We start from the raw sequence: 24,596 nt of genomic DNA, 5'->3' as shown, positions 1-24,596 counted from the left end.
TGTTGCAGGGGGCCTGTGCCTGTGATCCGGCCATGTGTCAGATCAACGGTGTGCCTCAGCTCAGCGGCAGCCGGTACATCCCGCCCGGCAGCGGCTCCACCAGCCCGTCCGACACGAGACCGTCCAGGGCGCGGGCGCGCTGCACCGGCTCGTGCCACACCCGGTCCAGCACCGCCTGCGGGACGGGCGCATGCGCGTCGCGCAGTACGGCGAGCAGCTTGCCGCGCACCTGACGGTCGGTCCCGGCGTAGGTCTGGCCGCGGCGCGGCGGGCCGTCGTGCTCCGGCTTGCCCGCGAGCCGCCAGGCGCACTGCGCCGCGATCGGGCAGCGGTGGCAGGACTCGTTCTTCGCGGTGCACACCAGCGCGCCGAGCTCCATCGAGGCCGCGGCCCAGCGGGCGGCGGTGCGCTCGTCCTCCGGGAGCAGCGCGCGGGCGAGCTTGCGTTCGGCGGCGGTGGTGGCGTTCGGCGGGTACTGCACGCCGGTGACGGCGCGGGCGAAGACACGGCGGACGTTGGTGTCCAGGACAGCGTGCCGCTGGCCGTAGGCGAACGACGCCACGGCGGCCGCCGTGTACTCGCCGATGCCGGGCAGCGCGAGGAGCTGGGCGTGGTCGGTCGGCACGTCACCGCCGTGCCGTTCCGCTATGGCGACGGCGGCGCCGTGCAGCCGCAGCGCACGGCGCGGATAGCCGAGCCGGCCCCAGGCGCGGACGGCCTCGCCGGGGGCCTCCTTCGCGAGGTCGGCGGGGCGGGGCCAGCGCGACAGCCACTGCTCGTAGACCGGCAGCACGCGGTTCACCGGCGTCTGCTGAAGCATGAACTCACTGACCATCACTCCCCAGGGGCCGGCCTCGGGGCGCCGCCAGGGCAGATCGCGGGCGTTGTCGTCGAACCAGTCGATGACAGGTCTGTGCAGCGGGTTCTCTCCGAGGGTGGAGCCGGGGAGGGCGTCGGTGGGGCCGTTGGGTGAGGGCTTTGTTGGCGCAGTCATGGCTCTCCGATCCTGCCATGCTGAGGGCGGCGGGGTGGGTAGGCGGCGGTGCCGGTGCGTTTGTGGCTGCGGATGGTGGTCGGCTGCCGTCCCTGGGGCCTGCCGTCCCTGGGGCCTGCGGCCCCTGCCCGGATGGAACGTCCTCGCATATGGCGGGCCTGTCTGCTCTGGGCCGGTCTCGTGTCGCCCGCGCTCACGGCCGACGGCCTCGGCGTGAACGAGCCGGGTGGCGGCAGTTGGCCGGCTCGGCGCTCGGCGTTTCGCGCTGCTGTTCTGCTGTGTCCTCCCGTGGCTCGGCGGCCGGTACTGGCGCCGGAGCCGCCGGCTCGCCGCACGCCTGGAGGGGGAGCGGGCATCGCCGAGGAGCGGGCCCGGCCTCCCCGACCATGACCGCACCGCTGTCGCCTACCTGGCCCCGGCGGGCGAGGGGGTCGGGCAACTCGTCGCTCGCGCCGCCGAGTCCGGCAGCCCGGTCCGTGTACTGCTGGCCGACGACGAGGCGATGGTGCGGGCCGGCGTGCGTGCCGTCCTGCTGGACATCCGTATGCCCAGCGTGGACGGGCTCGCCGCCGCTGAGGAGAGCGTACGGACCGCCCCCGGTACGGCCGTCGCGATGCTCACCACCTTCTCCGAACAGGCTTACGTGGCCCGCGCGCTCGGCGATGGCGCCACCGGCTTCCTGTTGAAGGCGGGGGACCCGTACGAACTCATCGCGGGTGTAAGGGCGATGGCGGGCGGCGCGGCCTTCCTGTCGCCGAAGGTGGCTCGGTACGTCATCGACGGCCTGGGCGGCAGCGACGGGCGACTCGGCCGCGAGGCCGCCGCACGCGGGCCTGTCCAACCCGGCGATCGCCGCCCGGCTGCACCTCGTCGAGGGCACGGTAAAGGCGTATGTGAGCGCGGCGCTCGACCGGCTGGGCGCGCGCAACCGCGTACAGGCGGCGATCGTCGCGTACGAGGCGGGGCTGGCGGAGGCGCTGCGGACCCGGCCCCGTGAACCACCGCACGGCCGGTGCCGACGAGGCCCGCAGCGCCTCCGCCACCCGGACCGCCGGACGGGTCCGAGCCGCACCGCACCGCCCGGCACGGACGTTCCTCCGTGACGCCGGACTTGAGCCCCTCACCGCAGACATACGCCACAGCCGTGGCCAGAGGTGCAAGGACCGCTATCGCGAACGCCCGGGGCGTGCCGCCACGGACCGTAGGCAGGTCGCCGAAACCGTCACACCCCGCGATCGACAGGTGTCACCCCTGACGGAAGGCAGGGGGCGCGCGGCGGACGACGGGCGCCTGCCGGGATGATGATCCGGAAAAGTTGTCGTCCTGAGCGGCGGGTGGCGCAGGTTGACGCGCGGATCTCTCGTACAGTTTGCGCCGTGGGATCTCTGCGCAATCCGGTCGGGCCGCTTCCCTCCTCCATCTACTGGCGACGGAGGGCCGTACTGCTGTCTGTGGTCGCCCTGTTGGCGTTGCTGCTCGCCTGGGTGCTCACCTCGGGCGGCGGAGGCGGCAAGAACAACGCGGGCGGATCCGACGGCAAGAATCCCGCACCCTCCACGATCACACCGGGCCCCTCGGGCTCCGGGCCGGCGATCAGCCAAGCGCCGGGCGGGCGGGACGAGTCGACGGCCGGCGGGGACTCGGGCGGTTCGGGTTCCGGTGACGGCTCCGGTGACGGCGGCGGGTCCGGGGACGGTACGACCTCCGGGGGCTCCGGCGGGTCCGCGGGCGGCGGCTCGGGCAGCGGCGTCGGCGTGGACGACACGGTCGGTTCGGACTCCCAGCTACCCGACTGCGTCTCGGGTCAGATGAAGTTGACGGTGAGCAGCCGCAACAACGCGTACGGGCCCGGCGAGACGCCCGCTCTGCTGCTGACGGCGACGAACACCTCCACCTACGACTGCAAGGTCGATCTCGGCCCGAAGAACGCCGTGGTGACGATCACCCAGGCGGGCTCCGAGGACGATCTGTGGTCCTCCGCCGACTGCCCGGAGGTCTCCGGCAGTCTGCGGTTCCGGGTGCCCGCCGGTTCGAGCATCACCTACACCGTGAAGTGGGACCGCAGGGCGAGCGCCCCGCAGTGCGCGACGCCCGCCGCCGGGGCGGCCGGGGCGGGGACGTATCTGGTGGAGGCGAAGACGCCCGGGTTCGGGACGGCGCAGACGTCGTTCGTGCTGGAGAACGACTGACCGGCTGTTGGTAGCGCCGGCGCCGTGCGCGCCGGCGTACGGCCCGGGGCGCAACACCCCCTAGACGTACCGCTCCAGGATCGAGCTCTCCGCCAGCCGCGACAGCCCCTCGCGCACGCTGCGCGCCCGGGCCTCGCCGACCCCGTCCACCGTCTGCAGGTCGTCCACGCTGGCGGCCAGCAGCTTCTGCAGGCCGCCGAAGTGCTCCACCAGGCGGTCGATGATCGCGCCGGGCAGCCGCGGGACCTTCGCCAGCAGCCGGAAGCCGCGCGGGGACACCGCCGAGTCCAGCGCCTCCGGGGAGCCGGTGTAGCCCAGCGCCCTGGCCACCGTGGGCAGTTCGAGCAGCTCGGCGTGGGTGAGGGCGTCCAGCTCGTACAAGGCCTCGTCGACCGTGCGGGAGCGCTTGGCCGTCGGCTCGGGGACGTAGTCGCGCACCACCAGCTCGCGCTCCGGCTCCACGCCCGCGATCAACTCGTCCAGCTGGAGGGCGAGAAGGCGGCCGTCGGTGCCCAGCTCCACCACGTACTCGGCGATCTCGGTCGCGATGCGCCGGACCATCTCCAGGCGCTGCGCCACCGCCGAGACGTCGCGGACCGTCACCAGGTCCTCGATCTCCAGCGCTGACAACGTTCCCGCGACCTCGTCCAGGCGGAGCTTGTAGCGCTCCAGGGTGGCCAGGGCCTGGTTGGCGCGGGAGAGGATCGCCGCCGAGTCCTCCAGGACGCGGCGGTGCCCGTCCACGTACAGGGCGATGAGCCGCATCGACTGGGAGACCGAGACCACCGGGAAGCCGACCTGCTTGCTGACCCGGTCCGCCGTACGGTGCCGGGTGCCGGTCTCCTCGGTGGGGATCGTCGGGTCCGGGACCAGCTGGACGCCCGCGCGCAGGATCTTCGACATGTCGGACGACAGCACGATGCCGCCGTCGAGCTTGCACAACTCGCGCAGCCGTGTCGCCGTGAACTCGACATCCAGGACAAAACCGCCCGTGCACATCGCCTCGACGGTCTTGTCGGAGCCGAGCACGATCAGTCCTCCGGTGTTGCCGCGGAGGATCCGCTCCAGGCCGTCGCGCAAGGCCGTGCCGGGTGCCACGGCGCTCAGTGAGGCGCGCATCAGGCCATCGGCACCGGAGCTCCCACCGGACTTTCCGGGAGCTGCTGCCCGGTCGTTGGCTGCCACTGCACTCCTCCGGTCGCAGGTTCTGGGGCGCTCCCGTTTCGCACATTCGGTTCGTACGGACGGGCGAGACCAGGGCAAAGTCTACCGGCGGTCCTACTCGTCCCGTGGGGCCTCTCGCCGACGCGAGCGCGGAAGGACCCGGAGCGCGTCCCCTATGTCGGCCACTTCCAGCACCTTCATGCCGGGAGGGATCTTGCCCGGGTCGCCCGGGACGAGGGCGTGCGTGAAGCCCAGCCGGTGCGCTTCGGCCAGCCTGCGCTGCACGCCCGTGACCCGTCTGACCTCGCCCGCGAGGCCGACCTCGCCGATCGCGACGAGGTTCTTGGGGAGAGGTGTGTCACTCGCGGCGGAGGCCAGTGCGAGGGCGACGGCGAGATCGGCCGCGGGCTCCGACAGCTTCACCCCGCCGACCGTCGCGGAGTAGATGTCCCGCTTGCCGAGCGCGCTGATCCGGCCGCGCTGCTCCAGGACGGCCAGCATCATCGAGACCCGGGAGGTCTCCAGACCGGACGTCGTACGGCGGGGGGAGGGGATCTGCGAGTCGACGGTGAGTGCCTGGACCTCGGCGACGAGGGGGCGACGGCCCTCCAGGGTGACCGTCAGGCAGGTGCCGGGGACCGGTTCGTCACGACGGGTCAGGAAAAGTCCGCTTGGGTCGGCGAGGCCCGTGATGCCCTCGTCGTGCAGTTCGAAGCAGCCGACCTCGTCCGTCGCTCCGTAGCGGTTCTTGACTCCGCGCACCAGGCGCAGGCGCGCGTGCCGGTCGCCCTCGAAGTGGAGCACCACGTCCACGAGGTGCTCCAGGAGGCGGGGTCCGGCGATGGCGCCGTCCTTTGTGACGTGCCCCACGAGCAGTGTGGACATCCCGCGCTCCTTGGAGACGCGGATCAGCGCGCCGGCCACCTCGCGGACCTGGGCCATGCCGCCGGGCGCGCCGTCGATCTCCGGGGAGGCCACGGTCTGCACGGAGTCGAGGATGAGCAGCGAGGGCTTCACCGCGTCCAAGTGGCCCAGCACGGCGGCCAGATCGGTCTCGGCGGCGAGATACAGATGGTCGTCGAGGGCACCGATGCGGTCGGCGCGCAGCCGCACCTGGCTCGCCGACTCCTCGCCGGTGACATAGAGCGTGCGGTGCTCGTCGCTCGCCGACTTGGCGGCCACGTCCAGCAGCAGCGTGGACTTGCCGACGCCGGGCTCGCCCGCGAGGAGCACCACGGCGCCGGGCACCAGGCCGCCGCCGAGCACCCGGTCCAGCTCGGCGACCCCGGTGGACCGCGCGGTCGCCTGCCGCCCGTCGACCTGCCCGATGGGCAGCGCGGAGTTCGTCACCCGACCCGGCGCGGTCGTACGGACCGCGGGCGCGCCGTACTCCTCGACCGTCCCCCACGCCTGGCACTCGGGGCAACGGCCGAGCCACTTGGCCGTCTGCCAGCCGCACTCGGTGCAGCGGTAGGACGGGCGGTCCTTCGTGGTCTTCGTACGGGCAGCCATGTGAGGAACCGTAGCCGAGGCCACTGACAACCCCGGGCTCGTCATGGACAAGCCACGGAATCCCGCGTTCCTGTCCCCCATTGAGGGATCGTTTCACCCGTATGGATTAAAACTGCTCAAGCAGGCAGAAGGCGCCGGTCCGGGCCGCCTACGGTCCACCAATGACGAGCAGCACTCCGGAGACCTCGACCCGCACCGTCGGCGCGCATCGGGCGCACCGGGAGGCGCGTGATCGGGCGGCGGCGCGTACGTTGGCGCAGCGGCCGCCCGCGCGCTACGAGCCTTATCTGGACGGGTTGTTCACCTACTGCCTGTCCGTCCTGTGCGACCACGACGCCGCGACCGCCGCCCTCGGCGACGTCCTCGCCCTCGCCGAGCGGCGCGGACAGCGCGTCCCGGAGGCCGCCGCGGACCGCCGACCCTGGCTGTACGCGCTGGCCCGCTGGGCGTGTCTGCGCAAGCTGGCCGAGGCCAAGCAGAAACGTCAGGGCAGCCATGCGGCACGGTCCGGCGCGCAGCGGCCGACGGGGGAGCGGGCCGCCGGGGCGGAAGCCGACGACGTCCAGGAGCAGCGGCGCCGCGAACTCGCCCTGCTCGCCTGGCCGGAGGCCGCCGGCACCACCCCGGAGCAGCGCGAGGCCCTCGAACTCGCCGTACGCCACCACCTCGCCGCGAACGAGGTCGCCGCCGTCCTCGGCCTGGACCTGGCCACCGCCCGCGAACTGCTGGCCTCGGCCGCCTGCGAGGTCGAGCGCACCCGCGCGGCCCTCGCCGTCGTCGAGACCGGCGCCTGTCCGAGCGTCGCCCGTCTGACCGGCGACAACCAGGTCGTGCTCGGCACGGCCCTGCGCCGCGAGCTGGTCCGACACGTCGACGACTGCCCGCGCTGCCGCCGCACTGCCGAGCGCGCGATCCCCGGCCGGTGGCCAGGCGCGGCCGTCACCCCCGCCGAACTGCCCATCCTTCAGGCTCCCCGCGCGGCCCTGCACATGGCCCTCGCGCACCAGCCACGCGCGCGTGGCGCCGCCGTGCCGCGCTTCGACCGGCGTGGCTTTCCGATGGACCCGAAGGACCGTGCCGCCCGCAGGGACCGGCTGCGCGCGCGTGCCGTCACGACGACCGTCGTCGCCACCGTCGTCGCCGCCCCGGTCCTCGCCCTGTGGGCCGCCTACCGGTCCAGCCCGACCGCCGACGGCGTCGACGGCGGCACGGCCACCGCGAGCGAGGCGCACGGCCCCGGCGCCCTCGACGGCGACGCCGCCGGCAGCGGCTACGAGAACGCGGGCAACGCCAGCACTCGGCCCGGCGGCCACTTCAGCGGGGAGCACGGGACGGACGACGTCCTCGTGGAGGTCGTCAGCGTCGGCGGCGCGCAGGGGGCAGGCACCGGGCAGCTCGACGTCTCGGCCGACAACAGCGGCGACACCACCTTCGTCACCCTCACGGCGACGGGACGCACGCCGGTGCGCTGGTCGGCGAGCACCGGGGCGCACTGGCTCTATCTGAGCCGGTCGTCGGGAACGCTGGCGCCCGGCGAGTCGTTGACGATCAAGGTGTACGTCGATCAGCTGCGCGAGCCGTCCGGGCGCTGGAGTGCGCGCGTGGCGATCTCACCGGCCGGCGCCGTCGTCTCCATCGAGGGCTACGGCACCGCCCCGAGCCCCTCCGCTCCGGCCCCCCGCCCCACCGGGCCGACGGCCCCCGGTACCCCCGCCGACCCACCGCCCTCGTCCTCCGGACCCGACCCCACCCCGTCCGATCCGACACCGTCCGACCCCACCCCCAGCGAGCCCACGCCGAGCGACCCACCGGCCACCGATCCACCACCCACGTCACCGGAACCGTCGTCGTCCGGCCCGTCCGACCCGACGAGCTCGACACCACCGCCCAGCGGAAGCGGAGAACCGAGCACGTCGGGGTCGTAGGGCTGAGCGGTGCCGAGGAAGGAAAGAGCACATCCCCAAGCCGCCCGGCACACACTCCCGCCGCCGCACCGGCCCGTGGCTGCTGCCGTGCCGTCTATCAGCGGCTCCCGCACCGGCCCGTGGCTGCTCCTGCGGCGGCCAATGGCAGCTCCCGCGTCGGCCGGCGGCTCCTGCGGCGTCCCGTGGCTGCTCCCGTGCCGTCCACCTGCCGCTTCCGCACCGGCCCGTGGTCGCTGCCGTGCCGTCCACCTGCCGCTTCCGCACCGGCCCGTGGCCGCTCCCGCGCCGTCCACCTGCCGCTTCCGCATCAGCCCGCGGCCGCTCCCGCACCGCCCATCTCCCGCTCCCGCACCGGCCCATGGCCGCTCCGCGGCGGGCGCGGGAACGCGACCAGGAACGCACCCCGTCTCCCCGGCGCCGATCAGTCGCCGGGATCCGCCGGATGCGGTGCCAGCAGGGGCAGCTGGGACGCCAGGCGCTCCTCGCACAGCTCGACCAGTCGGTCGTAGCCCGCCTTGCCCATCAGTTCGGTCAGCTCCGCCCGGTAGGACACGTACACCGGGTCGCCCGCGCCGTGCGCCGAGGTCGCCGAGGTGCACCACCAGTGCAGGTCGTGGCCGCCCGGGCCCCAGCCGCGGCGGTCGTACTCGCCGATCGACACCTGGAGCACCCGGGTGTCGTCGGGCCGGTCGATCCAGTCGTACGTCCGCCGGACCGGAAGCTGCCAGCAGACGTCCGGCTTGGTCTCCAGCGGCTCGCGGCCCTCCTTCAGGGCGAGGATGTGCAGCGAGCAGCCCGCGCCGCCCGGGAAGCCGGGGCGGTTCTGGAAGATGCAGGAGCCCTGGAAGGGGCGGGTCTGGCGGTCGCCGTCCTCGTCCTCCGAGATCCAGCCGTGCTCCATGCCCTCGGCGTGGTGCTGCCAGATCTCCGGCGTGAGTCTCGCCACATGTTCGGCGACGCGTTTCTCGTCGTCCTCATCGGAGAAGTGGGCGCCCAGCGTGCAGCAGCCGTCGTCCGCGCGGCCCGCCTGGATGCCCTGGCAGCCGCTGCCGAAGATGCAGTTCCAGCGGGAGGTCAGCCATGTCAGATCGCAGCGGAAGACCTGCTCGTCGTCCGCCGGATCAGGGAACTCCACCCATGCGCGGGCGAAGTCGAGTCCCTTCTCGTCCGGTTCCATGGAGCCCTTCTTGGACCTCTTCGACTTCATGGCTGCCTTTGCCTGCGAAGAACCCTTGCCGGATTTGGCCGCCTTGTCGTTCTTCGCCTTTTTCGTCTTTGGCACGGGACCAGGGTACGGCGTCCGTACCTGCGACTTCGAGGACGGAGGAGCGCCCAGGTGGCAGTAGCGTTCCGTACATGAGACTCGGTGTCCTGGACGTGGGATCCAACACGGTGCATCTGCTGGTGGTGGATGCACACCCTGGCGCGCGCCCGCTGCCCGCGCACTCGCACAAGGCGGAACTGCGCCTCGCCCAACTTCTCGACGACAGCGGGGCCATCGGTCCCGAGGGCGTCGACCGGCTGATAGGCGTCGTCCTGGAGGCGTTGCAGGCCGCCGAGGACAAGGGCGTCGAGGAAGTGCTGCCGTTCGCGACATCCGCGGTGCGCGAGGCGAGCAACGCCGATGACGTGCTGGCCCGGGTGAAGGGCGAGACCGGCGTCGAGCTGCAGGTACTCACCGGCGAGGACGAGGCGCGGCTGACCTTCCTGGCGGCCCGGCGGTGGTTCGGATGGTCGGCCGGGAAGCTGCTGGTGCTGGACATCGGGGGCGGGTCCCTGGAGATCGCGTACGGCATCGACGAGGAGCCGGACGCCGCGGTGTCGCTGCCGCTGGGCGCGGGACGGCTCACGGCCGGGTGGCTGCCGGGGGACCCGCCGGAGCCCGAGGACGTCAGGGCGCTACGGCGGCACGTCCGGGCGCAGATCGCGCGCACGGTCGGCGAATTCAGCCGGCGCGGGACGCCTGATCACGTCGTGGCCACGTCGAAGACGTTCAAGCAGCTCGCCCGGATCGCCGGCGCGGCACGCTCGGCGGAGGGCCTGTACACCCAGCGCGAGCTCAAGCGGGAGTCCCTGGAGGCCTGGGTCCCGCGGCTGGCCGGCATGACCGCGGCGCAGCGTGCGGAACTGCCCGGGGTCTCGGAGGGGCGCGCGGGACAGCTGCTGGCCGGGGCGCTCGTGGCCGAGGGGGCGATGGACCTGTTCGGCGTGGAGACGCTGGAGGTGTGTCCGTGGGCCCTGCGGGAGGGCGTGATCCTGCGGAAGCTGGACCAGCTGACGGTGGAGTGACGGTTGCCTCCGGCGGTCGGGCCCACACGCCGGCGACACACGGTCCCGCGGCTCAGCGCAGCGGACCCGCGGCGGTTCCGGCCCCGCACCCACGTGAACCCCACCACACGCCCGCACCCGCCCCACCCGGCATCCGCCCAGCTCGCACACCTGGCCGATACCGAGCGCTCCCGGCCGCCGTACCGGCATCGGTTCCCCCGCCCTCCCTACCGCCCCGTACCCTGTCCCTCGTGGCAGAACCAGTGGTGCGCATCCCGGATGCGAAGGTCGCCCTGTCGACGGCCTCCGTCTATCCGGAGTCGACGGCGACGGCCTTCGAGATCGCCGCGCGCCTCGGGTACGACGGTGTCGAGGTCATGGTGTGGACCGACCCGGTCAGCCAGGACATGGAGGCACTGCGGCGGCTGAGCGACTACCACCGCATCCCGATCCTCGCCATCCACGCCCCCTGTCTGCTGATCACGCAGCGCGTCTGGTCGACGGACCCGTGGACCAAGCTCCAGCGCGCCCAGGCCGCCGCCGAGAAGCTGGGGGCCTCCACGGTCGTGGTGCACCCGCCGTTCCGCTGGCAGCGCCAGTACGCCCGGGACTTCGTCGCCGGCATCTGGCGGATGGCGAACGAGACGGATGTGCGGTTCGCCGTCGAGAACATGTACCCCTGGCGCTACCGCGACCGCGAGATGCTCGCCTACGCCCCCGACTGGGACGTGACGAAGGACGACTACCGGCACTTCACGATCGATCTCAGCCATGCGGCGACCGCCCGCACCGATGCGCTGCACATGATCGACCGCATGGGGGACCGGCTGGGGCACGTCCACCTCGCGGACGGCAGGGGGTCGGCCAAGGACGAGCACCTCGTCCCCGGCCGCGGCACCCAGCCCTGCGCCGAGGTGCTGGAGCGGCTCGCCCTGAGCGGCTTCGACGGGCATGTCGTCATCGAGGTCAACACCCGCCGCGCGATGTCCAGCGTCGAACGCGAGGCCGACCTCGCCGAGGCGCTCGCCTTCACGCGGCTCCATCTGGCCTCGGCGGTCAAGGTGCCCCGGCCGTGACCGACACTTCCGCCGGCCGGCGCCGGGGCCGCCCCCCGCGTACGGAATCCGCCGGCACCCGCGACCGCATCCTCGACGCCGCCCGCGAGGAGTTCTCCGAGCGCGGCTACGACAAGACGTCCGTGCGCGGCATCGCCAAGTCGGCCGGCGTGGACTCGGCCCTCGTGCACCACTACTTCGGCACCAAGGAGCAGGTCTTCGAGGCGGCCGTGGAGGTCGCCTTCGCGCCCGCCCTGAAGGTGCGGGACGCGGTCCTGGAAGGGCCTCTCGACAACGTCGGCGAGCGCATGACCCGCGTCATCTTCGGGCTCTGGGAGAACCCCGTGACCCGCAAGCCGCTGCTCGCGATCGTCCGGTCGGCGGTCAACAACGAGGCCGCCGCCTCCGTGTTCCGGCGGCTGATCACCGCCCAGCTCATGCGCCGCATCGCCGGCGAGCTCGACGCCCCGGACGCCGAGCTGCGCGCCGAACTGGCCGCCGCCCAGCTCGTGGGCGTCGCGATGATGCGCTACGTCATCAAGATCGAGCCGATCGCCTCGGCGGACGTCGAGCAGATCATCACGCGCGTGGCGCCCGTCGTGCAGGGGCATCTCACCGGGCGGTGACATGCGCCTACCCGTCCGCGAGACATTCGTCCCGCATTCCGGACACCTCGTCCCGCCCTCTGGATGACCGGCGTACGCTCAGTAGCAGTCAGAAGTCTCTGATCGCAGTCTCTGCAGTCCCAGCAGTCCTTGAAGGAGCGAGCGACGATGCCCGAGCTGAGGTCCCGCACAGTCACCCACGGCCGCAACATGGCGGGCGCCCGCGCCCTTATGCGCGCCTCCGGTGTACCCGGTGCGGACATCGGCCGGAAGCCGATCATCGCGGTGGCGAACTCCTTCACCGAGTTCGTGCCCGGCCACACCCACCTCCAGCCCGTCGGCCGGATCGTCAGCGAGGCGATCACGGAGGCCGGCGGCATCCCGCGCGAGTTCAACACGATCGCGGTGGACGACGGCATCGCGATGGGCCACGGCGGCATGCTGTACTCGCTCCCCTCCCGCGACCTCATCGCGGACAGCGTGGAGTACATGGTCGAGGCCCACTGCGCCGACGCCCTGATCTGCATCTCCAACTGCGACAAGATCACCCCGGGGATGCTGAACGCGGCCCTGCGCCTGAACATCCCGACGGTCTTCGTCTCCGGCGGCCCCATGGAGTCCGGCCGGGCCACGCTGGTCGACGGCACGGTCCGCACCCTCGACCTGGTCGACGCGATCTCCGACGCCGTGAACGACAAGATCTCGGACGAGGACATCCTCCGTATCGAGGAGAACGCCTGTCCGACCTGCGGCTCCTGTTCCGGCATGTTCACCGCCAACTCGATGAACTGCCTGACCGAGGCCATCGGTCTGTCCCTGCCCGGCAACGGCTCGGTGCTGGCCACCCACACGGCCCGCAAACAGCTCTACGTCGACGCCGCGCGCACGGTCATGGACATCACGCGCCGCTACTACGAGCAGGACGACGACACGGTCCTGCCGCGCTCCGTCGCCACCTTCGCGGCGTTCGAGAACGCCATGGCCCTCGACATCGCCATGGGCGGCTCGACCAACACGATCCTGCACCTGCTGGCGGCCGCCCAGGAGGCGGAGATCCCGTTCGGCCTGGAGCAGATCGACGCCGTCAGCCGCCGCGTCCCCTGCCTGGCGAAGGTCGCGCCCAACGTCGCCAAGGACCGCACGTACTACATGGAGGACGTGCACCGCGCCGGCGGCATCCCGGCCCTGCTCGGCGAACTGCACCGCGCCGGACTGCTCAACGAGGACGTGCACGCCGTCCACAGCCCCTCCCTGTCGGACTGGCTGAAGACCTGGGACGTGCGCGGCGGCTCGCCCTCGGCGGCGGCCGTCGAACTGTGGCACGCGGCCCCCGGCTGCGTCCGGTCGGCGGAGGCCTTCTCGCAGTCCGAGCGCTGGGAGGCCCTCGACGAGGACGCCGAGGGCGGCTGCATCCGCAGCGTCGAGCACGCCTACTCCAAGGACGGCGGCCTCGCGGTCCTCAAGGGCAACCTGGCCGTCGACGGCTGCGTGGTGAAGACGGCGGGCGTGGACGAGTCCATCTGGACCTTCGAGGGCCCGGCGGTCGTCTGCGAGTCCCAGGAAGAGGCCGTCGAGAAGATCCTCAACAAGCAGGTGACCGACGGCGACGTCGTCGTCATCCGCTACGAGGGCCCCAAGGGCGGCCCCGGCATGCAGGAGATGCTCTACCCGACGTCCTTCCTCAAGGGCCGCGGCCTCGGCAAGACCTGCGCCCTGATCACCGACGGCCGCTTCTCCGGCGGCACCTCGGGCCTGTCCATCGGCCACGCCTCCCCGGAGGCCGCGTCCGGCGGCACGATCGCCCTGGTCGAGGACGGCGACCGGATCCGCATCGACATCCCGAACCGCTCGATCGAGTTGCTCGTCGACGAGACGGAACTCGCGCGCCGTGAGCAGGCGTTGAACGGGGCGTACGCCCCGAAGAACCGCGACCGCAAGGTGACGGCGGCACTGCGGGCCTACGCGGCGATGGCGACCAGCGCGGACAAGGGCGCGGTGCGGGACGTGACGAAGCTGGGCTGACGCCCGGCGACGGCTGGATCACCAGGCCGACGGGTCGCGGGCGTCGACGGCGAAGACGGTGCCGTCGGGGGCGGTGGCATAGACACGGCCGTCGCCCACTCCGGGTGCGGGCACCGCCGTCGTGGCCTCCGCGGCATTGGCGCTGAGCCGTGGTGGCGTCTGCCCGACGAACTCGCCCTTGGCGGCGTCGACGGCGAGCAGCCGCCCATCGGCGGCAGTGAGGTACACGCGCCGGCCATCGGAAACCGGTGCGGAACCCTGGCTCACGGTTGTCTCCAGAGACCACAGCCGCTTGCCCGCGCGTGTGTCGACCGCCACCAGGGATCCGCCGGCCCCGAGGAGATGGACCACACCTCCGTACACGCCGGCCTGCGCCTGAACGACCGGCACGGGCAAGGCCACGCGCCGCGTGGCCCCGGACCTCGGGGTGTAGCGGACCACGGCCTTCGCCTCGCCGTAGTCGCCGCCACCCGAAAGGAAGAACACATCGCCGTCGGTGGCGCCGACGGGTGTCACAGCGCCGTCGAGGTGCGCGCTCCAGCGCACATCCCCAGCGTTCGGATCGACCGCCGTGACGCGCGTACGGGCCCCGTCGGCGGACGTACTCGCCACGAACACCCACGGGTTCCCGGGGAACGAGACGACGTACCCCTCGCCCATGCCGGGAATCCGCCGAACCCACTTCCTCTCGCCCGACGCGCTGTCGACGCCGGTCACCCTGCCGTCCGCACCCATCAGCAGCAGCTTGCCGCCGGCGTACCTGAACCCTCGGTAGGCGGAGACGTCCAGCTTCCACCGTGCTTCACCCGACGAGGGGTCGAGCGCTTCCAGACGCCTGCCCGCGTGCGTCAGCACATGCGCCAGTCCGCCCGAGAGAGTCGGCGGTCGGCCAGGGGAGTCGCCCTTGGCAAGGGCATGCCGCCACAGCACGCTGCCGTCTGCCGGATCGAGCGCGGTCACCAGTCCCGGCTGTGTGCACAGCAGCCGCCGTGTCCCGTACGAACACCGGGGCAAGGCGTTCCCCTCGTCTGTCGGCTTGACGGCCCATGGCGTGAACCCGGCCGACGCGGAGGGCGCTCCGTCCTTCCTCTTCGGATGCGTCGCGCTGCCGTCGCTCGACAGCCGCACAACGGCGACACCGCCGGCAACGAGAAGGACCAGCGCCACGGTCACCAGGGCTGCCCGCTTGAGAAGGCGTCTTCTGACCGGCGTCGGCCGTGGCTCCGAGGGACTCTGCTCCGGCTTTGGCGCATCCCTCGTGCGCTGCGCCGGTATGAACGCCTGCGTGTCATACGAGGCCGCGACCGACCGCAGCTCCCTCATCAGCTCGTCCGGCGTGGGACGGTCCTCGGGATCCTTGGCCAGACACCGCTGGACCAGCGGAGCGAGGTTCGCCGGTACGTCCGTCAAGTCAGGCTCGTCGTGGACGACTTGGTAGGCGACGACGTACGGGCTGTCGGAGTCGAAGGGCCCTCGTCCGGTAGCCGCGTGCACCATCACCGACCCGAGCGCGAAGACGTCCGCGGCCGGTCCGACCTCCCGCGGCCGCCGGAACTGCTCGGGCGCCATGAACGGCGGCGTACCGATCAACTTCCCGGTCTCGGTATGCAGTTCGCTGTCCTTTGGCCGAGAGATGCCGAAGTCGATGACCTTCGGCCCGTCGTCGGCCAGCAGCACATTGCTCGGCTTGAGGTCCCGGTGCACGACGCCGACCCGGTGTATGTCCCGCAGCGCTTCCGCCAGCCCGGCCATCAGCCGCCGCAGCTGCGCCGGATCCATCGGCCCGTTCCGCTTCACATGGTCGGAGAGCGTCGGCCCCGGTATGAACAGCGTGGCCATCCAGGGCCGTTCGGCCTCCGGATCGGCATCCACGACGGGCGCGGTGAACGCCCCGCTGACCCGGCGCGCCGCCCCGACCTCCTGCCGGAACCGCCCCCTGAACTCGGGATCCCTGGCGAACTCGGCATGCACGACCTTGACCGCGAGCTGCATTCCCGAGGTGCTCCGGGCCAGATGGACGACGCCCATGCCGCCGGAGCCTAGGCGCGACTGAAGACGGTAGTGACCGGCGTACTCGGGAAGTTCCGCTTCCGCGCCCGCTCCGGCGTTCTGCTGTGGCGCCATGGGACCACCCCCGTGCTGTTCGTCCGCGCGCGCGACGCACGGAGCCTAGTCGATTACTCGTACGAGACAGAGGCGGCCTGCTAGTCTCCGCGTTCGAGTTGAGCATGTCTGTTTCATGGCGTGTTTCACCGGAATCAATGGAGCCCATGATGATCGTGGGGCTCAACGGGGGAGGGCTTGCATGTCAGTTGACCGTGCCGAAATGGTGGGCGGCGGCGAAGAAGAGGCCGTCACGACGGCGGCTGCGACCGCGTCCGTGCCGTACTACCCGATCGCACCGGGCGTTCGCCTCAACGTCCGTAGCGGCCCCGGCACCAGCTACCCCATCGTCCGTGTCCTGCCCGAGGGCTCCCGGGTCGCGATCTATTGCCAGACGCCCGGCACGTGGGTGACAGGCCCGTACGGCAGGTCGAACATCTGGGACAACATCGCCAGTGGCGAGTACGTCTCGGACGCGTACGTGAAGACAGGCAGCGACGGCTACATCCGCCCCCGCTGCTCCTCGTGACCGGACCGCTGGAGAACGCATGACATCCCGAAGCCGCAGATCCACCTTGCTCGCGGGCGCCGCAGGAGCCGTCCTCATGGTGATGGGCACGTCAGCCACCGCGGACGCGGCCGCGCTTCGCTACTACGACGTCGCTCCCGGCTACAGCGTCAACGTCCGCCGGGGCCCCGGCACCAACTACCCCATCGTCCGTGTCCTGCCCGTCGGGGCCAAGGTCCAGATCTACTGCCAGACGCCGGGCACGACCGAGACGGGTCCGTATGGCAGGTCGAACATCTGGGACAACATCGACAGTGGCGAGTACATCTCGGACGCCTATGTGAACACCGGCAGCGACGGCTACGTCCGTCCGCGCTGCGCCTGATACCGCCTGACCCGGGTTCGCCACACCGGCCGGCCCGGGTCCGCCGGAACCCGCGGAGAACTCGCGGCCACGTCGGAGCCATAATCGACGCGTGAGCGAGAAGAACGGCACCCCGGCCACCCCCGCGGGCTCCTCGGGCCCCCGCCCCGAGCCCCTGCGCTTCTTCGGCACCACCTGGGTCGACCACGACCACGGCTACACCGCCCGTCGCATCGCCGTCGCCGTCGGCTCCCTCGCCACCGCGGTCGCCTCCTGCCTGGTCCTGCGCTTCGCCTACGAGGGCATCCAGATCGCCGCCATCGGCGGCTTCGTCACCGTCCTGGTCGTCGTGATGTTCGCGATCTGCAGCGCGCTCGCCTTCCGCCACACCTGGGACGGCTTCACCAAGCGCCCCGACCCCCACCGCCAGGCCTCCCTCCGCGGCCTGCTGACCATCGGCTTCGTCGGCTCGCTCCTCGCCTACTTCTTCCGCTCCCTCATCGAGGCCCCCGGCGAGAAACTCCACCGCGAGGAATACGAGACGGCCCGCAAACAGCACGAGAACCGTACGACCCGCCGCACCGGCAACCCGGCGAAGAAGCGTCGCCGCACATAGGCCCCGCTTCACCGACCCCACGGCCGCGCAAACTGGGTGCCCCTCACACCAACCAGCGCCACCATGGCCGTATGACCGCCCCTTCCCGCTCCGACCGCGCCACCTCCTTCAACGCCGCCGCGGCCCAGTACGCCGCGAACCGCCCCTCCTACCCACCGGCCCTCTTCGACACGATCGAGGAACTCGCCGACCACCCCCTCACCGGCGCCCGCGTCGTCGACGTCGGCGCGGGCACCGGCATCGCCACCGCCCTCCTTCAGCTGCGCGGTGCCGAGGTACTGGCCGTGGAGCCCGGCGAGGGCATGGCGGCCCAGTTCCGCAGCGCCCACCCCGACATACCGATCGTCCGCGGCAACGGCAACGCCCTCCCCCTGGCCACCGCCTCCGCCGACTTCCTCACCTACGCCCAGGCCTGGCACTGGACCGACCCCACCCGCTCGGCACCGGAGGCCCTCCGCGTACTGCGCCCCGGCGGCGCACTGGCGCTGTGGTGGAACACCACTCCGCTCGACATCCCCTGGCACGCCGAGCAGGCGCACCGCATCGAACGCCGCTTCGGCCACCACCCCACCGTCGACCAGAACGGCAGCGGAGTCCGAGCCGCCCTCGCCGACCCCACCGGCGACCTCGACTTCACCCACCGCAAGGTCCGCTGGAGCCGCCGGGTCCCCGTGGACACACACCTGGCCAACATCGGCAGCCACTCGATCTTCCTGGTCCACGGCACGGAGGCGAGCACCGCCTTCCTCACCGAGGAGAAGCAGCTCCTCCTCGAGGCCTTCCCGGACGGAATCATCGAAGAGACCTACGACGTGGAACTCCTCGTAGCCACCACCTCCTGACTGCCCACCCCACGCCCGCCTTCCACCCCGATCCGGTGAGGGTGGGCGCTTTCACGCCCGGCACGCCGCTCGCCGGCCGGAGCCACCTCCCCTTCCCTACGGGTAGCCGGCCCCAGCCCCCCGGGGTACCCGGCCCGCCCGAACCAGCGCACACCCGACCCGCGGACCCAAGCCGCACACCCAACCCGCACACACCCGCCCCCAGCCCGCCCCGGCGCTTGACGCCACGGCCCCTCCGGAGGATTATTCATCGCATGATGAATTACTCGCCCGCCCACTCGGACCCTCCCGACGCGCCCGCCATCCGAGCCGAGGCCCTGAACGTCGTACGCGGCCCCCGCCAAGTACTCCGCGACCTCGACTTCACCGTCCCGCGCGGCCAGATCACCGGCCTGCTCGGCCCCTCCGGCTGCGGCAAGACCACCCTCATGCGGGCGATCGTCGGCACCCAGGCCAAGGTCACCGGCACCCTCGACGTCCTCGGCCGCCCCGCCGGCCACCCCACCCTGCGCACCCGCATCGGCTACGTCACCCAAGCTCCCTCCGTCTACGACGACCTGACGATCCGCCAGAACCTCGCCTACTTCGCCGCGATCCTCGACCCCGGCCACGCGGCCGCCGACCGGCGCCACGAGAACGTCACCCGCGCCATCGCCGACGTCGACCTCACCAGCCACGCCGACGCCCTGGCCGGCAACCTCTCCAGCGGCCAGCGCAGCCGCGTCTCCCTCGCCGTCGCCCTTCTCGGCACCCCCGAACTCCTCGTCCTCGACGAACCCACGGTCGGCCTGGACCCGGTCCTGCGCCGCGACCTGTGGAACCTCTTCCACGACATCGCCGCCTCCCGCGGCGCCACCCTCCTCATCTCCTCCCACGTCATGGACGAGGCCGAGCGCTGCCATCGCCTCCTCCTCATGCGCGAGGGCCAGATCCTCGCCGACGACACCCCGGACGCCCTGCGCACCCGTACCCGGTCCGAGACGGTCGAGGCGGCCTTCCTGCACCTGGTCGACGAGGCGGTAGCGGCCGCCCACGCGAAGGAGACCACGCGATGACCACGACGACGAGCCCGACCACCACGCTCCGCCCCGCCCCCACCGGCGCCCTGAGCCCCGCCCGCACGGCCGCCACCGCCGCCCGGGTCCTGCGCCAGCTCCGCCACGACCCGCGCACCATCGCGCTGATGCTCCTCGTCCCCTGCGTGATGCTGTTCCTGCTGCGCTACGTCTTCGACGGCAGCCCGCGCACCTTCGACAACATCGGCGCCTCCCTCCTCGGGATCTTCCCGCTGATCACGATGTTCCTGGTCACCTCCATCGCCACCCTGCGCGAACGCACCTCCGGCACCCTCGAACGCCTCCTCGCCATGCCCCTCGGCAAGGGCGACCTGATCGCCGGATACGCCCTCGCCTTCGGCACCCTCGCGATCATCCAGTCCGCCCTGGCGACCGGACTCGCCCTCTGGTTCCTCGGCCTGGACGTCACCGGCAGCCCCTGGCTGCTCCTGCTCGTGGCCCTGCTCGACGCACTGCTCGGCACCGCGCTCGGTCTCTTCGTCTCGGCCTTCGCGGCCTCGGAATTCCAGGCCGTCCAGTTCATGCCGGCCGTGATCTTCCCCCAGCTCCTCCTCTGCGGCCTGTTCACTCCCCGCGACAACATGCACCCCGCTCTCGAGGCCATCTCCAACGTCCTCCCCATGTCCTACGCGGTCGACGGCATGAACGAGGTCCTCAAGCACACCGACATGACCGCCAACTTCGTCCGCGACGCCCTGATCGTGGCGGGTTGCGCCCTGCTGGTCCTGGGCCTCGGCGCGGCGACCCTGCGACGCAGGACGACATGACCGCCGCACGACCCCGGGCGGCCGGGCCCACGTCCGCCCACCGGACACGCCCCCTCCCAAGGAGCCCTCGGTGGGAGGATGAACCCGGACGACGCAACCCCCGGAGGGCACCCCAGCCATGACCCAGAAAGTCGCAGTCCTCGGCACCGGCAAGATCGGCGAAGCCCTGCTCAGCGGAATGATCCGCGGCGGCTGGGCCCCGGCCGACCTCCTGGTGACGGCCCGCCGCGCCGAACGAGCCGAAGAACTCCGCACCCGCTACGGAGTCACCCCGGTCACCAACGCGGAGGCCGCCAAGACGGCCGACACCCTGATCCTCACGGTCAAGCCGCAGGACATGGGCACCCTCCTCGACGAACTCGCCCCACACGTCCCCGCCGACCGCCTGGTCATCAGCGGAGCCGCCGGCATCCCCACCTCCTTCTTCGAGGACCGACTCGCCGCCGGCACCCCCGTGGTCCGCGTCATGACGAACACCCCCGCACTCGTCGACGAGGCCATGTCCGTCATCTCCGCCGGCACCCACGCCACCGAGGCCGACCTCGCCCACGCCGAGGAGATCTTCGGCTCCGTCGGCAAGACGCTCCGCGTCCCCGAGGCCCAGCAGGACGCCTGCACCGCCCTCTCCGGCTCCGGCCCGGCGTACTTCTTCTACCTGGTCGAAGCCATGACCGACGCCGGCATCCTGCTCGGCCTGCCCCGCGACAAGGCACACGACCTGATCGTCCAGTCCGCGATCGGCGCCGCGACGATGCTCCGCGACAGCGGGGAACACCCCGTCAAGCTCCGCGAGAACGTGACGTCCCCCGCCGGCACCACCATCAACGCCATCCGCGAACTCGAGAACCACGGCGTACGAGCCGCCCTCATCGCCGCCCTCGAAGCAGCCCGCGACCGCAGCCGCGAACTGGCCTCCGGCAGCAACAACAAGTGACGCCCAGGGCCACCCGAGCCCAAGGGTGGCCCAGCCCAGGGGTGGCCCAAGCACACCCCTAGACAGTCACCCCGATATCCGCAGCCGCAGCGGCGGCACCCGCACTGGCCGCCGCCGGAAGCAACCCGATCGCCCGATAAGCGGCATCCACGGTCGGCCGCGCCATCGCCCGAGCCCGCTCCGCACCATCCCGCAGCACCCCCTCCACATAGCCAGGATCCGCGCACAGCTCCCTGTGCCTCTCCTGTACGGGCCTGAGGACCTGGACCACGGCCTCCGCGGTGGCTGACTTCAAAGCGCCGTACGACTCATATACACCGCTCAGCTCCGATGGGTTCCCACCCGTACAGGCAGCGAGGATCTCCAGCAGATTCGCCACCCCCGGCTGCGCGGCCCGGTCGTACACGACCTCCCGCCCGCTGTCGGTCACCGCCCGCATCACCTTCTTGCGCACCACGTCCGGCTCATCGAGCAGATAGACGATCCCCGGCCCGGAGTCATCGCTCTTGCCCATCTTCGAGGCCGGATCCTGCAGATTCATGACCCGAGCCGCGACCTGCGGAGAAGTGGCCCGAGGCACCACGAACGTATGCCCGTACCGCTGGTTGAACCGCACCGCGAGATCCCGCGCCAGCTCCACATGCTGCGTCTGGTCGTCCCCGACCGGCACCTCATCGGTCCCGTACGCCAGGATGTCCGCCGCCATCAGCACGGGATACGTCAGCAGCGACAGCCGCACACTCCCGCCACGCCCCCGTTCCCGCGCGGCCTTCTCCTTGTACTGGATCATCCGCCGCATCTCGCCGTCCGTGGCCACGCACTCCAGCACATACGAAAGCCGCGCGTGCTCATCCACATGACTCTGTACGAAGACGGTGCACAGCTCCGGATCCAGCCCCGACGCCAGCAACAACGTCGCCGCCTGCCGACTGAGCCTGCGCACCCGCGCCGGATCGTGGTCCACGGTCAGCGCATGCAGATCGACGATGCAGAACAGCGCGTCGGCCTCATGCTGATCGACGACAGCCCACCGCCGCATGGCCCCCAGGTAGTTCCCCAGCGTCAGATGCCCGGTCGGCTTGACCCCACTGAAGACTCGCGCCATCTCTTCTCTCCATCTCCTGGTCGAGACCGCCGTCCCCGGCCGGCCGACCCTCTGGAGCTCTGGAGGGAGATACGAGAACGGCCGCCGAGGCGGCGGCCGTTGAGTGCATACGTGACTGCGGCCGCCGTCAGGCGGCCCACCACAGCTGGGTGCACGTACGCGTCGTCATGCGTCCCAGACTACGCCCCCGGGGTGCCACACGGGGTGAAGTTGACACGCCCCCGCCCGATCCGTACTGTTCTCCGAGTTGTCCGACGTGAGCGCCGACCTCGGTCGGTCCCCGGACAGCCACTCCGCAAGTACCAACCACTATTCGACGGCAGTCGATCTTTCTGTCGTCGTGTCATTGGCATGCGTAATTGCGGAATGAGGAATCCGCGTTCGACAGAGCGCAGCCCCCGATTAGCTCGGGAGCGAGGAATCCGCTAAAGTCTCACTCGTCGGAACGGCCCAACAGCCGCGAAGGCAACTCCCGCTGACTGGGAATCAGGCCCGAAAGGATCTGATAGAGTCGGAAACGCAAGACCGAAGGGAAGCCCGGAGGAAAGCCCGAGAGGGTGAGTACAAAGGAAGCGTCCGTTCCTTGAGAACTCAACAGCGTGCCAAAAGTCAACGCCAGATATGTTGATACCCCGACGCCGGGATTGTTCCCGGTGGCGAGGTTCCTTTGAAACACACAGCGAGGACGCTGTGAACGGCCGGATCATTCCTCCGGCTGTTCCGCTCCCGTGAAAAGCATTCACGGAGAGTTTGATCCTGGCTCAGGACGAACGCTGGCGGCGTGCTTAACACATGCAAGTCGAACGATGAACCGGTTTCGGCCGGGGATTAGTGGCGAACGGGTGAGTAACACGTGGGCAATCTGCCCTGCACTCTGGGACAAGCCCTGGAAACGGGGTCTAATACCGGATATGAGCCTCCATCGCATGGTGGGGGCTGTAAAGCTCCGGCGGTGCAGGATGAGCCCGCGGCCTATCAGCTTGTTGGTGAGGTAACGGCTCACCAAGGCGACGACGGGTAGCCGGCCTGAGAGGGCGACCGGCCACACTGGGACTGAGACACGGCCCAGACTCCTACGGGAGGCAGCAGTGGGGAATATTGCACAATGGGCGAAAGCCTGATGCAGCGACGCCGCGTGAGGGATGACGGCCTTCGGGTTGTAAACCTCTTTCAGCAGGGAAGAAGCGCAAGTGACGGTACCTGCAGAAGAAGCGCCGGCTAACTACGTGCCAGCAGCCGCGGTAATACGTAGGGCGCAAGCGTTGTCCGGAATTATTGGGCGTAAAGAGCTCGTAGGCGGCTTGTCGCGTCGGTTGTGAAAGCCCGGGGCTTAACCCCGGGTCTGCAGTCGATACGGGCAGGCTAGAGTTCGGTAGGGGAGATCGGAATTCCTGGTGTAGCGGTGAAATGCGCAGATATCAGGAGGAACACCGGTGGCGAAGGCGGATCTCTGGGCCGATACTGACGCTGAGGAGCGAAAGCGTGGGGAGCGAACAGGATTAGATACCCTGGTAGTCCACGCCGTAAACGGTGGGCACTAGGTGTGGGCAACATTCCACGTTGTCCGTGCCGCAGCTAACGCATTAAGTGCCCCGCCTGGGGAGTACGGCCGCAAGGCTAAAACTCAAAGGAATTGACGGGGGCCCGCACAAGCGGCGGAGCATGTGGCTTAATTCGACGCAACGCGAAGAACCTTACCAAGGCTTGACATACACCGGAAACGGCCGGAGACGGTCGCCCCCTTGTGGTCGGTGTACAGGTGGTGCATGGCTGTCGTCAGCTCGTGTCGTGAGATGTTGGGTTAAGTCCCGCAACGAGCGCAACCCTTGTCCCGTGTTGCCAGCAGGCCCTTGTGGTGCTGGGGACTCACGGGAGACCGCCGGGGTCAACTCGGAGGAAGGTGGGGACGACGTCAAGTCATCATGCCCCTTATGTCTTGGGCTGCACACGTGCTACAATGGCCGGTACAATGAGCTGCGATACCGCGAGGTGGAGCGAATCTCAAAAAGCCGGTCTCAGTTCGGATTGGGGTCTGCAACTCGACCCCATGAAGTCGGAGTCGCTAGTAATCGCAGATCAGCATTGCTGCGGTGAATACGTTCCCGGGCCTTGTACACACCGCCCGTCACGTCACGAAAGTCGGTAACACCCGAAGCCGGTGGCCCAACCCCTCGTGGGAGGGAGCTGTCGAAGGTGGGACTGGCGATTGGGACGAAGTCGTAACAAGGTAGCCGTACCGGAAGGTGCGGCTGGATCACCTCCTTTCTAAGGAGCACCTGGCCGCCAAGCTTGCTTGGTGGTCCAGAGCCACTACGCAGGCGAATGTCCTGCGGTGGTCAGCTCATGGGTGGAACGTTGACTACTCGGCACACTTGACCTGCTCTGGTCGCTAGTACTGCTTCGGCGTGGAACGCGAGATGGAGAGGCGAGGGTGTCGGGCACGCTGTTGGGTGTCTGAGGGAACGAGGTTTCCTCGGTTGCTGGCGCCGGTGCAGCACCACGTGGTGGTGTGTGACGGCGTACTGGTTGTTGTTTGAGAACTGCACA

At 70.6% G+C, this 24,596-nt stretch carries 19 protein-coding genes, 1 rRNA gene and 1 pseudogene; 15 read left to right on the top strand and 6 right to left on the bottom strand.

What is annotated here, in order from left to right; all coding sequences use genetic code 11:
- Positions 1-55: 55 nt before the first annotated feature.
- Complete coding sequence (locus IM697_RS41960) at positions 56-994, bottom strand: HhH-GPD family protein (protein WP_194042440.1); 939 nt, start codon at positions 992-994, stop codon at positions 56-58.
- A gap of 502 nt (positions 995-1,496) precedes the next feature.
- On the opposite strand from IM697_RS41960, the pseudogene IM697_RS45290 reads away from it, so the two are divergent.
- A pseudogene (locus IM697_RS45290) lies at positions 1,497-2,097 on the top strand (response regulator).
- 273 nt (positions 2,098-2,370) lie between these two features.
- A complete protein-coding gene (locus tag IM697_RS41950; protein ID WP_194042438.1) occupies positions 2,371-3,183 on the top strand; it encodes a hypothetical protein in 813 nt (270 codons plus the stop codon).
- Between the two features lie 60 nt (positions 3,184-3,243).
- Here IM697_RS41950 and disA read toward each other — a convergent pair whose 3' ends face one another.
- Complete coding sequence (disA, locus tag IM697_RS41945; RefSeq protein ID WP_194042436.1) at positions 3,244-4,368, bottom strand: DNA integrity scanning diadenylate cyclase DisA; 1,125 nt, start codon at positions 4,366-4,368, stop codon at positions 3,244-3,246.
- 93 nt (positions 4,369-4,461) lie between these two features.
- Positions 4,462-5,859 (bottom strand): DNA repair protein RadA, encoded by a 1,398-nt coding sequence (radA, locus tag IM697_RS41940; protein ID WP_194042434.1) that lies wholly within the window; start codon positions 5,857-5,859, stop codon positions 4,462-4,464.
- A gap of 161 nt (positions 5,860-6,020) precedes the next feature.
- On the opposite strand from radA, the gene IM697_RS41935 reads away from it, so the two are divergent.
- Positions 6,021-7,784 carry a BACON domain-containing protein gene (locus IM697_RS41935; RefSeq protein ID WP_194042432.1) on the top strand — a complete coding sequence of 588 codons (1,764 nt, stop codon included), beginning with the start codon at positions 6,021-6,023 and terminating at the stop codon, positions 7,782-7,784.
- A gap of 421 nt (positions 7,785-8,205) precedes the next feature.
- Here IM697_RS41935 and IM697_RS41930 read toward each other — a convergent pair whose 3' ends face one another.
- Positions 8,206-9,066: a DUF3109 family protein gene (locus IM697_RS41930; protein WP_194042430.1), complete on the bottom strand. Its 861-nt coding sequence runs from the start codon at positions 9,064-9,066 to the stop codon at positions 8,206-8,208.
- Between the two features lie 74 nt (positions 9,067-9,140).
- Here IM697_RS41930 and IM697_RS41925 point away from each other — a divergent pair, with 74 nt between their 5' ends.
- From IM697_RS41925 to ilvD, 4 genes are all read left to right on the top strand, one after another.
- A complete protein-coding gene (locus IM697_RS41925; protein WP_194042421.1) occupies positions 9,141-10,073 on the top strand; it encodes a Ppx/GppA family phosphatase in 933 nt (310 codons plus the stop codon).
- A gap of 230 nt (positions 10,074-10,303) precedes the next feature.
- The gene (locus IM697_RS41920; RefSeq protein ID WP_194042419.1) at positions 10,304-11,128 is read left to right on the top strand and encodes a sugar phosphate isomerase/epimerase family protein; all 825 of its coding nucleotides are present in this window, start codon (positions 10,304-10,306) and stop codon (positions 11,126-11,128) included.
- On the top strand, positions 11,125-11,733 hold the full coding sequence (locus IM697_RS41915; RefSeq protein WP_194042417.1) for a TetR/AcrR family transcriptional regulator: 609 nt from the start codon (positions 11,125-11,127) through the stop codon (positions 11,731-11,733). The genes IM697_RS41920 and IM697_RS41915 overlap by 4 nt, the downstream gene beginning before the upstream one ends.
- A 147-nt stretch (positions 11,734-11,880) precedes the next feature.
- The gene (ilvD, locus tag IM697_RS41910) at positions 11,881-13,734 is read left to right on the top strand and encodes a dihydroxy-acid dehydratase (protein ID WP_194042415.1); all 1,854 of its coding nucleotides are present in this window, start codon (positions 11,881-11,883) and stop codon (positions 13,732-13,734) included.
- 18 nt (positions 13,735-13,752) lie between these two features.
- On the opposite strand, the gene IM697_RS41905 is transcribed toward ilvD, so the two are convergent.
- The gene (locus tag IM697_RS41905; protein ID WP_194042413.1) at positions 13,753-15,858 is read right to left on the bottom strand and encodes a serine/threonine-protein kinase; all 2,106 of its coding nucleotides are present in this window, start codon (positions 15,856-15,858) and stop codon (positions 13,753-13,755) included.
- 181 nt (positions 15,859-16,039) lie between these two features.
- Between IM697_RS41905 and IM697_RS41900 the strand changes: the two genes are divergently transcribed.
- From IM697_RS41900 to proC, 7 genes are all read left to right on the top strand, one after another.
- Complete coding sequence (locus tag IM697_RS41900) at positions 16,040-16,366, top strand: SH3 domain-containing protein (RefSeq protein WP_194042411.1); 327 nt, start codon at positions 16,040-16,042, stop codon at positions 16,364-16,366.
- 19 nt (positions 16,367-16,385) lie between these two features.
- Entirely contained in the window at positions 16,386-16,730 is a 345-nt protein-coding gene (locus IM697_RS41895; RefSeq protein ID WP_194042409.1) for an SH3 domain-containing protein, read from the top strand.
- A 91-nt stretch (positions 16,731-16,821) separates the two neighbouring features.
- A complete protein-coding gene (locus IM697_RS41890) occupies positions 16,822-17,325 on the top strand; it encodes an EamA/RhaT family transporter (RefSeq protein WP_194042407.1) in 504 nt (167 codons plus the stop codon).
- A gap of 71 nt (positions 17,326-17,396) precedes the next feature.
- Positions 17,397-18,167: a class I SAM-dependent methyltransferase gene (locus IM697_RS41885; RefSeq protein WP_194042405.1), complete on the top strand. Its 771-nt coding sequence runs from the start codon at positions 17,397-17,399 to the stop codon at positions 18,165-18,167.
- A 254-nt stretch (positions 18,168-18,421) separates the two neighbouring features.
- Positions 18,422-19,222 (top strand): ABC transporter ATP-binding protein, encoded by an 801-nt coding sequence (locus IM697_RS41880; RefSeq protein ID WP_194042403.1) that lies wholly within the window; start codon positions 18,422-18,424, stop codon positions 19,220-19,222.
- On the top strand, positions 19,219-20,010 hold the full coding sequence (locus IM697_RS41875; RefSeq protein WP_194042401.1) for an ABC transporter permease: 792 nt from the start codon (positions 19,219-19,221) through the stop codon (positions 20,008-20,010). Before IM697_RS41880 ends, IM697_RS41875 begins: the two co-directional genes overlap by 4 nt.
- A 118-nt stretch (positions 20,011-20,128) precedes the next feature.
- Entirely contained in the window at positions 20,129-20,944 is an 816-nt protein-coding gene (proC, locus tag IM697_RS41870; RefSeq protein ID WP_194042399.1) for a pyrroline-5-carboxylate reductase, read from the top strand.
- A gap of 58 nt (positions 20,945-21,002) precedes the next feature.
- Here the strand turns inward: proC and trpS are convergent, their stop codons facing one another.
- Positions 21,003-22,049, bottom strand: coding sequence for a tryptophan--tRNA ligase (gene trpS / locus IM697_RS41865; RefSeq protein WP_194042397.1), 1,047 nt, complete (start codon positions 22,047-22,049; stop codon positions 21,003-21,005).
- A gap of 738 nt (positions 22,050-22,787) precedes the next feature.
- Between trpS and IM697_RS41860 the strand changes: the two genes are divergently transcribed.
- Positions 22,788-24,314, top strand: a 16S ribosomal RNA gene (locus IM697_RS41860).
- Positions 24,315-24,596: the final 282 nt, after the last annotated feature.

Origin of the sequence: Streptomyces ferrugineus (assembly GCF_015160855.1) — a bacterium.
Classification (GTDB): Bacteria; Actinomycetota; Actinomycetes; order Streptomycetales; family Streptomycetaceae; genus Streptomyces; species Streptomyces ferrugineus.
This window is presented reverse-complemented; position numbering and strand designations above follow the sequence as displayed.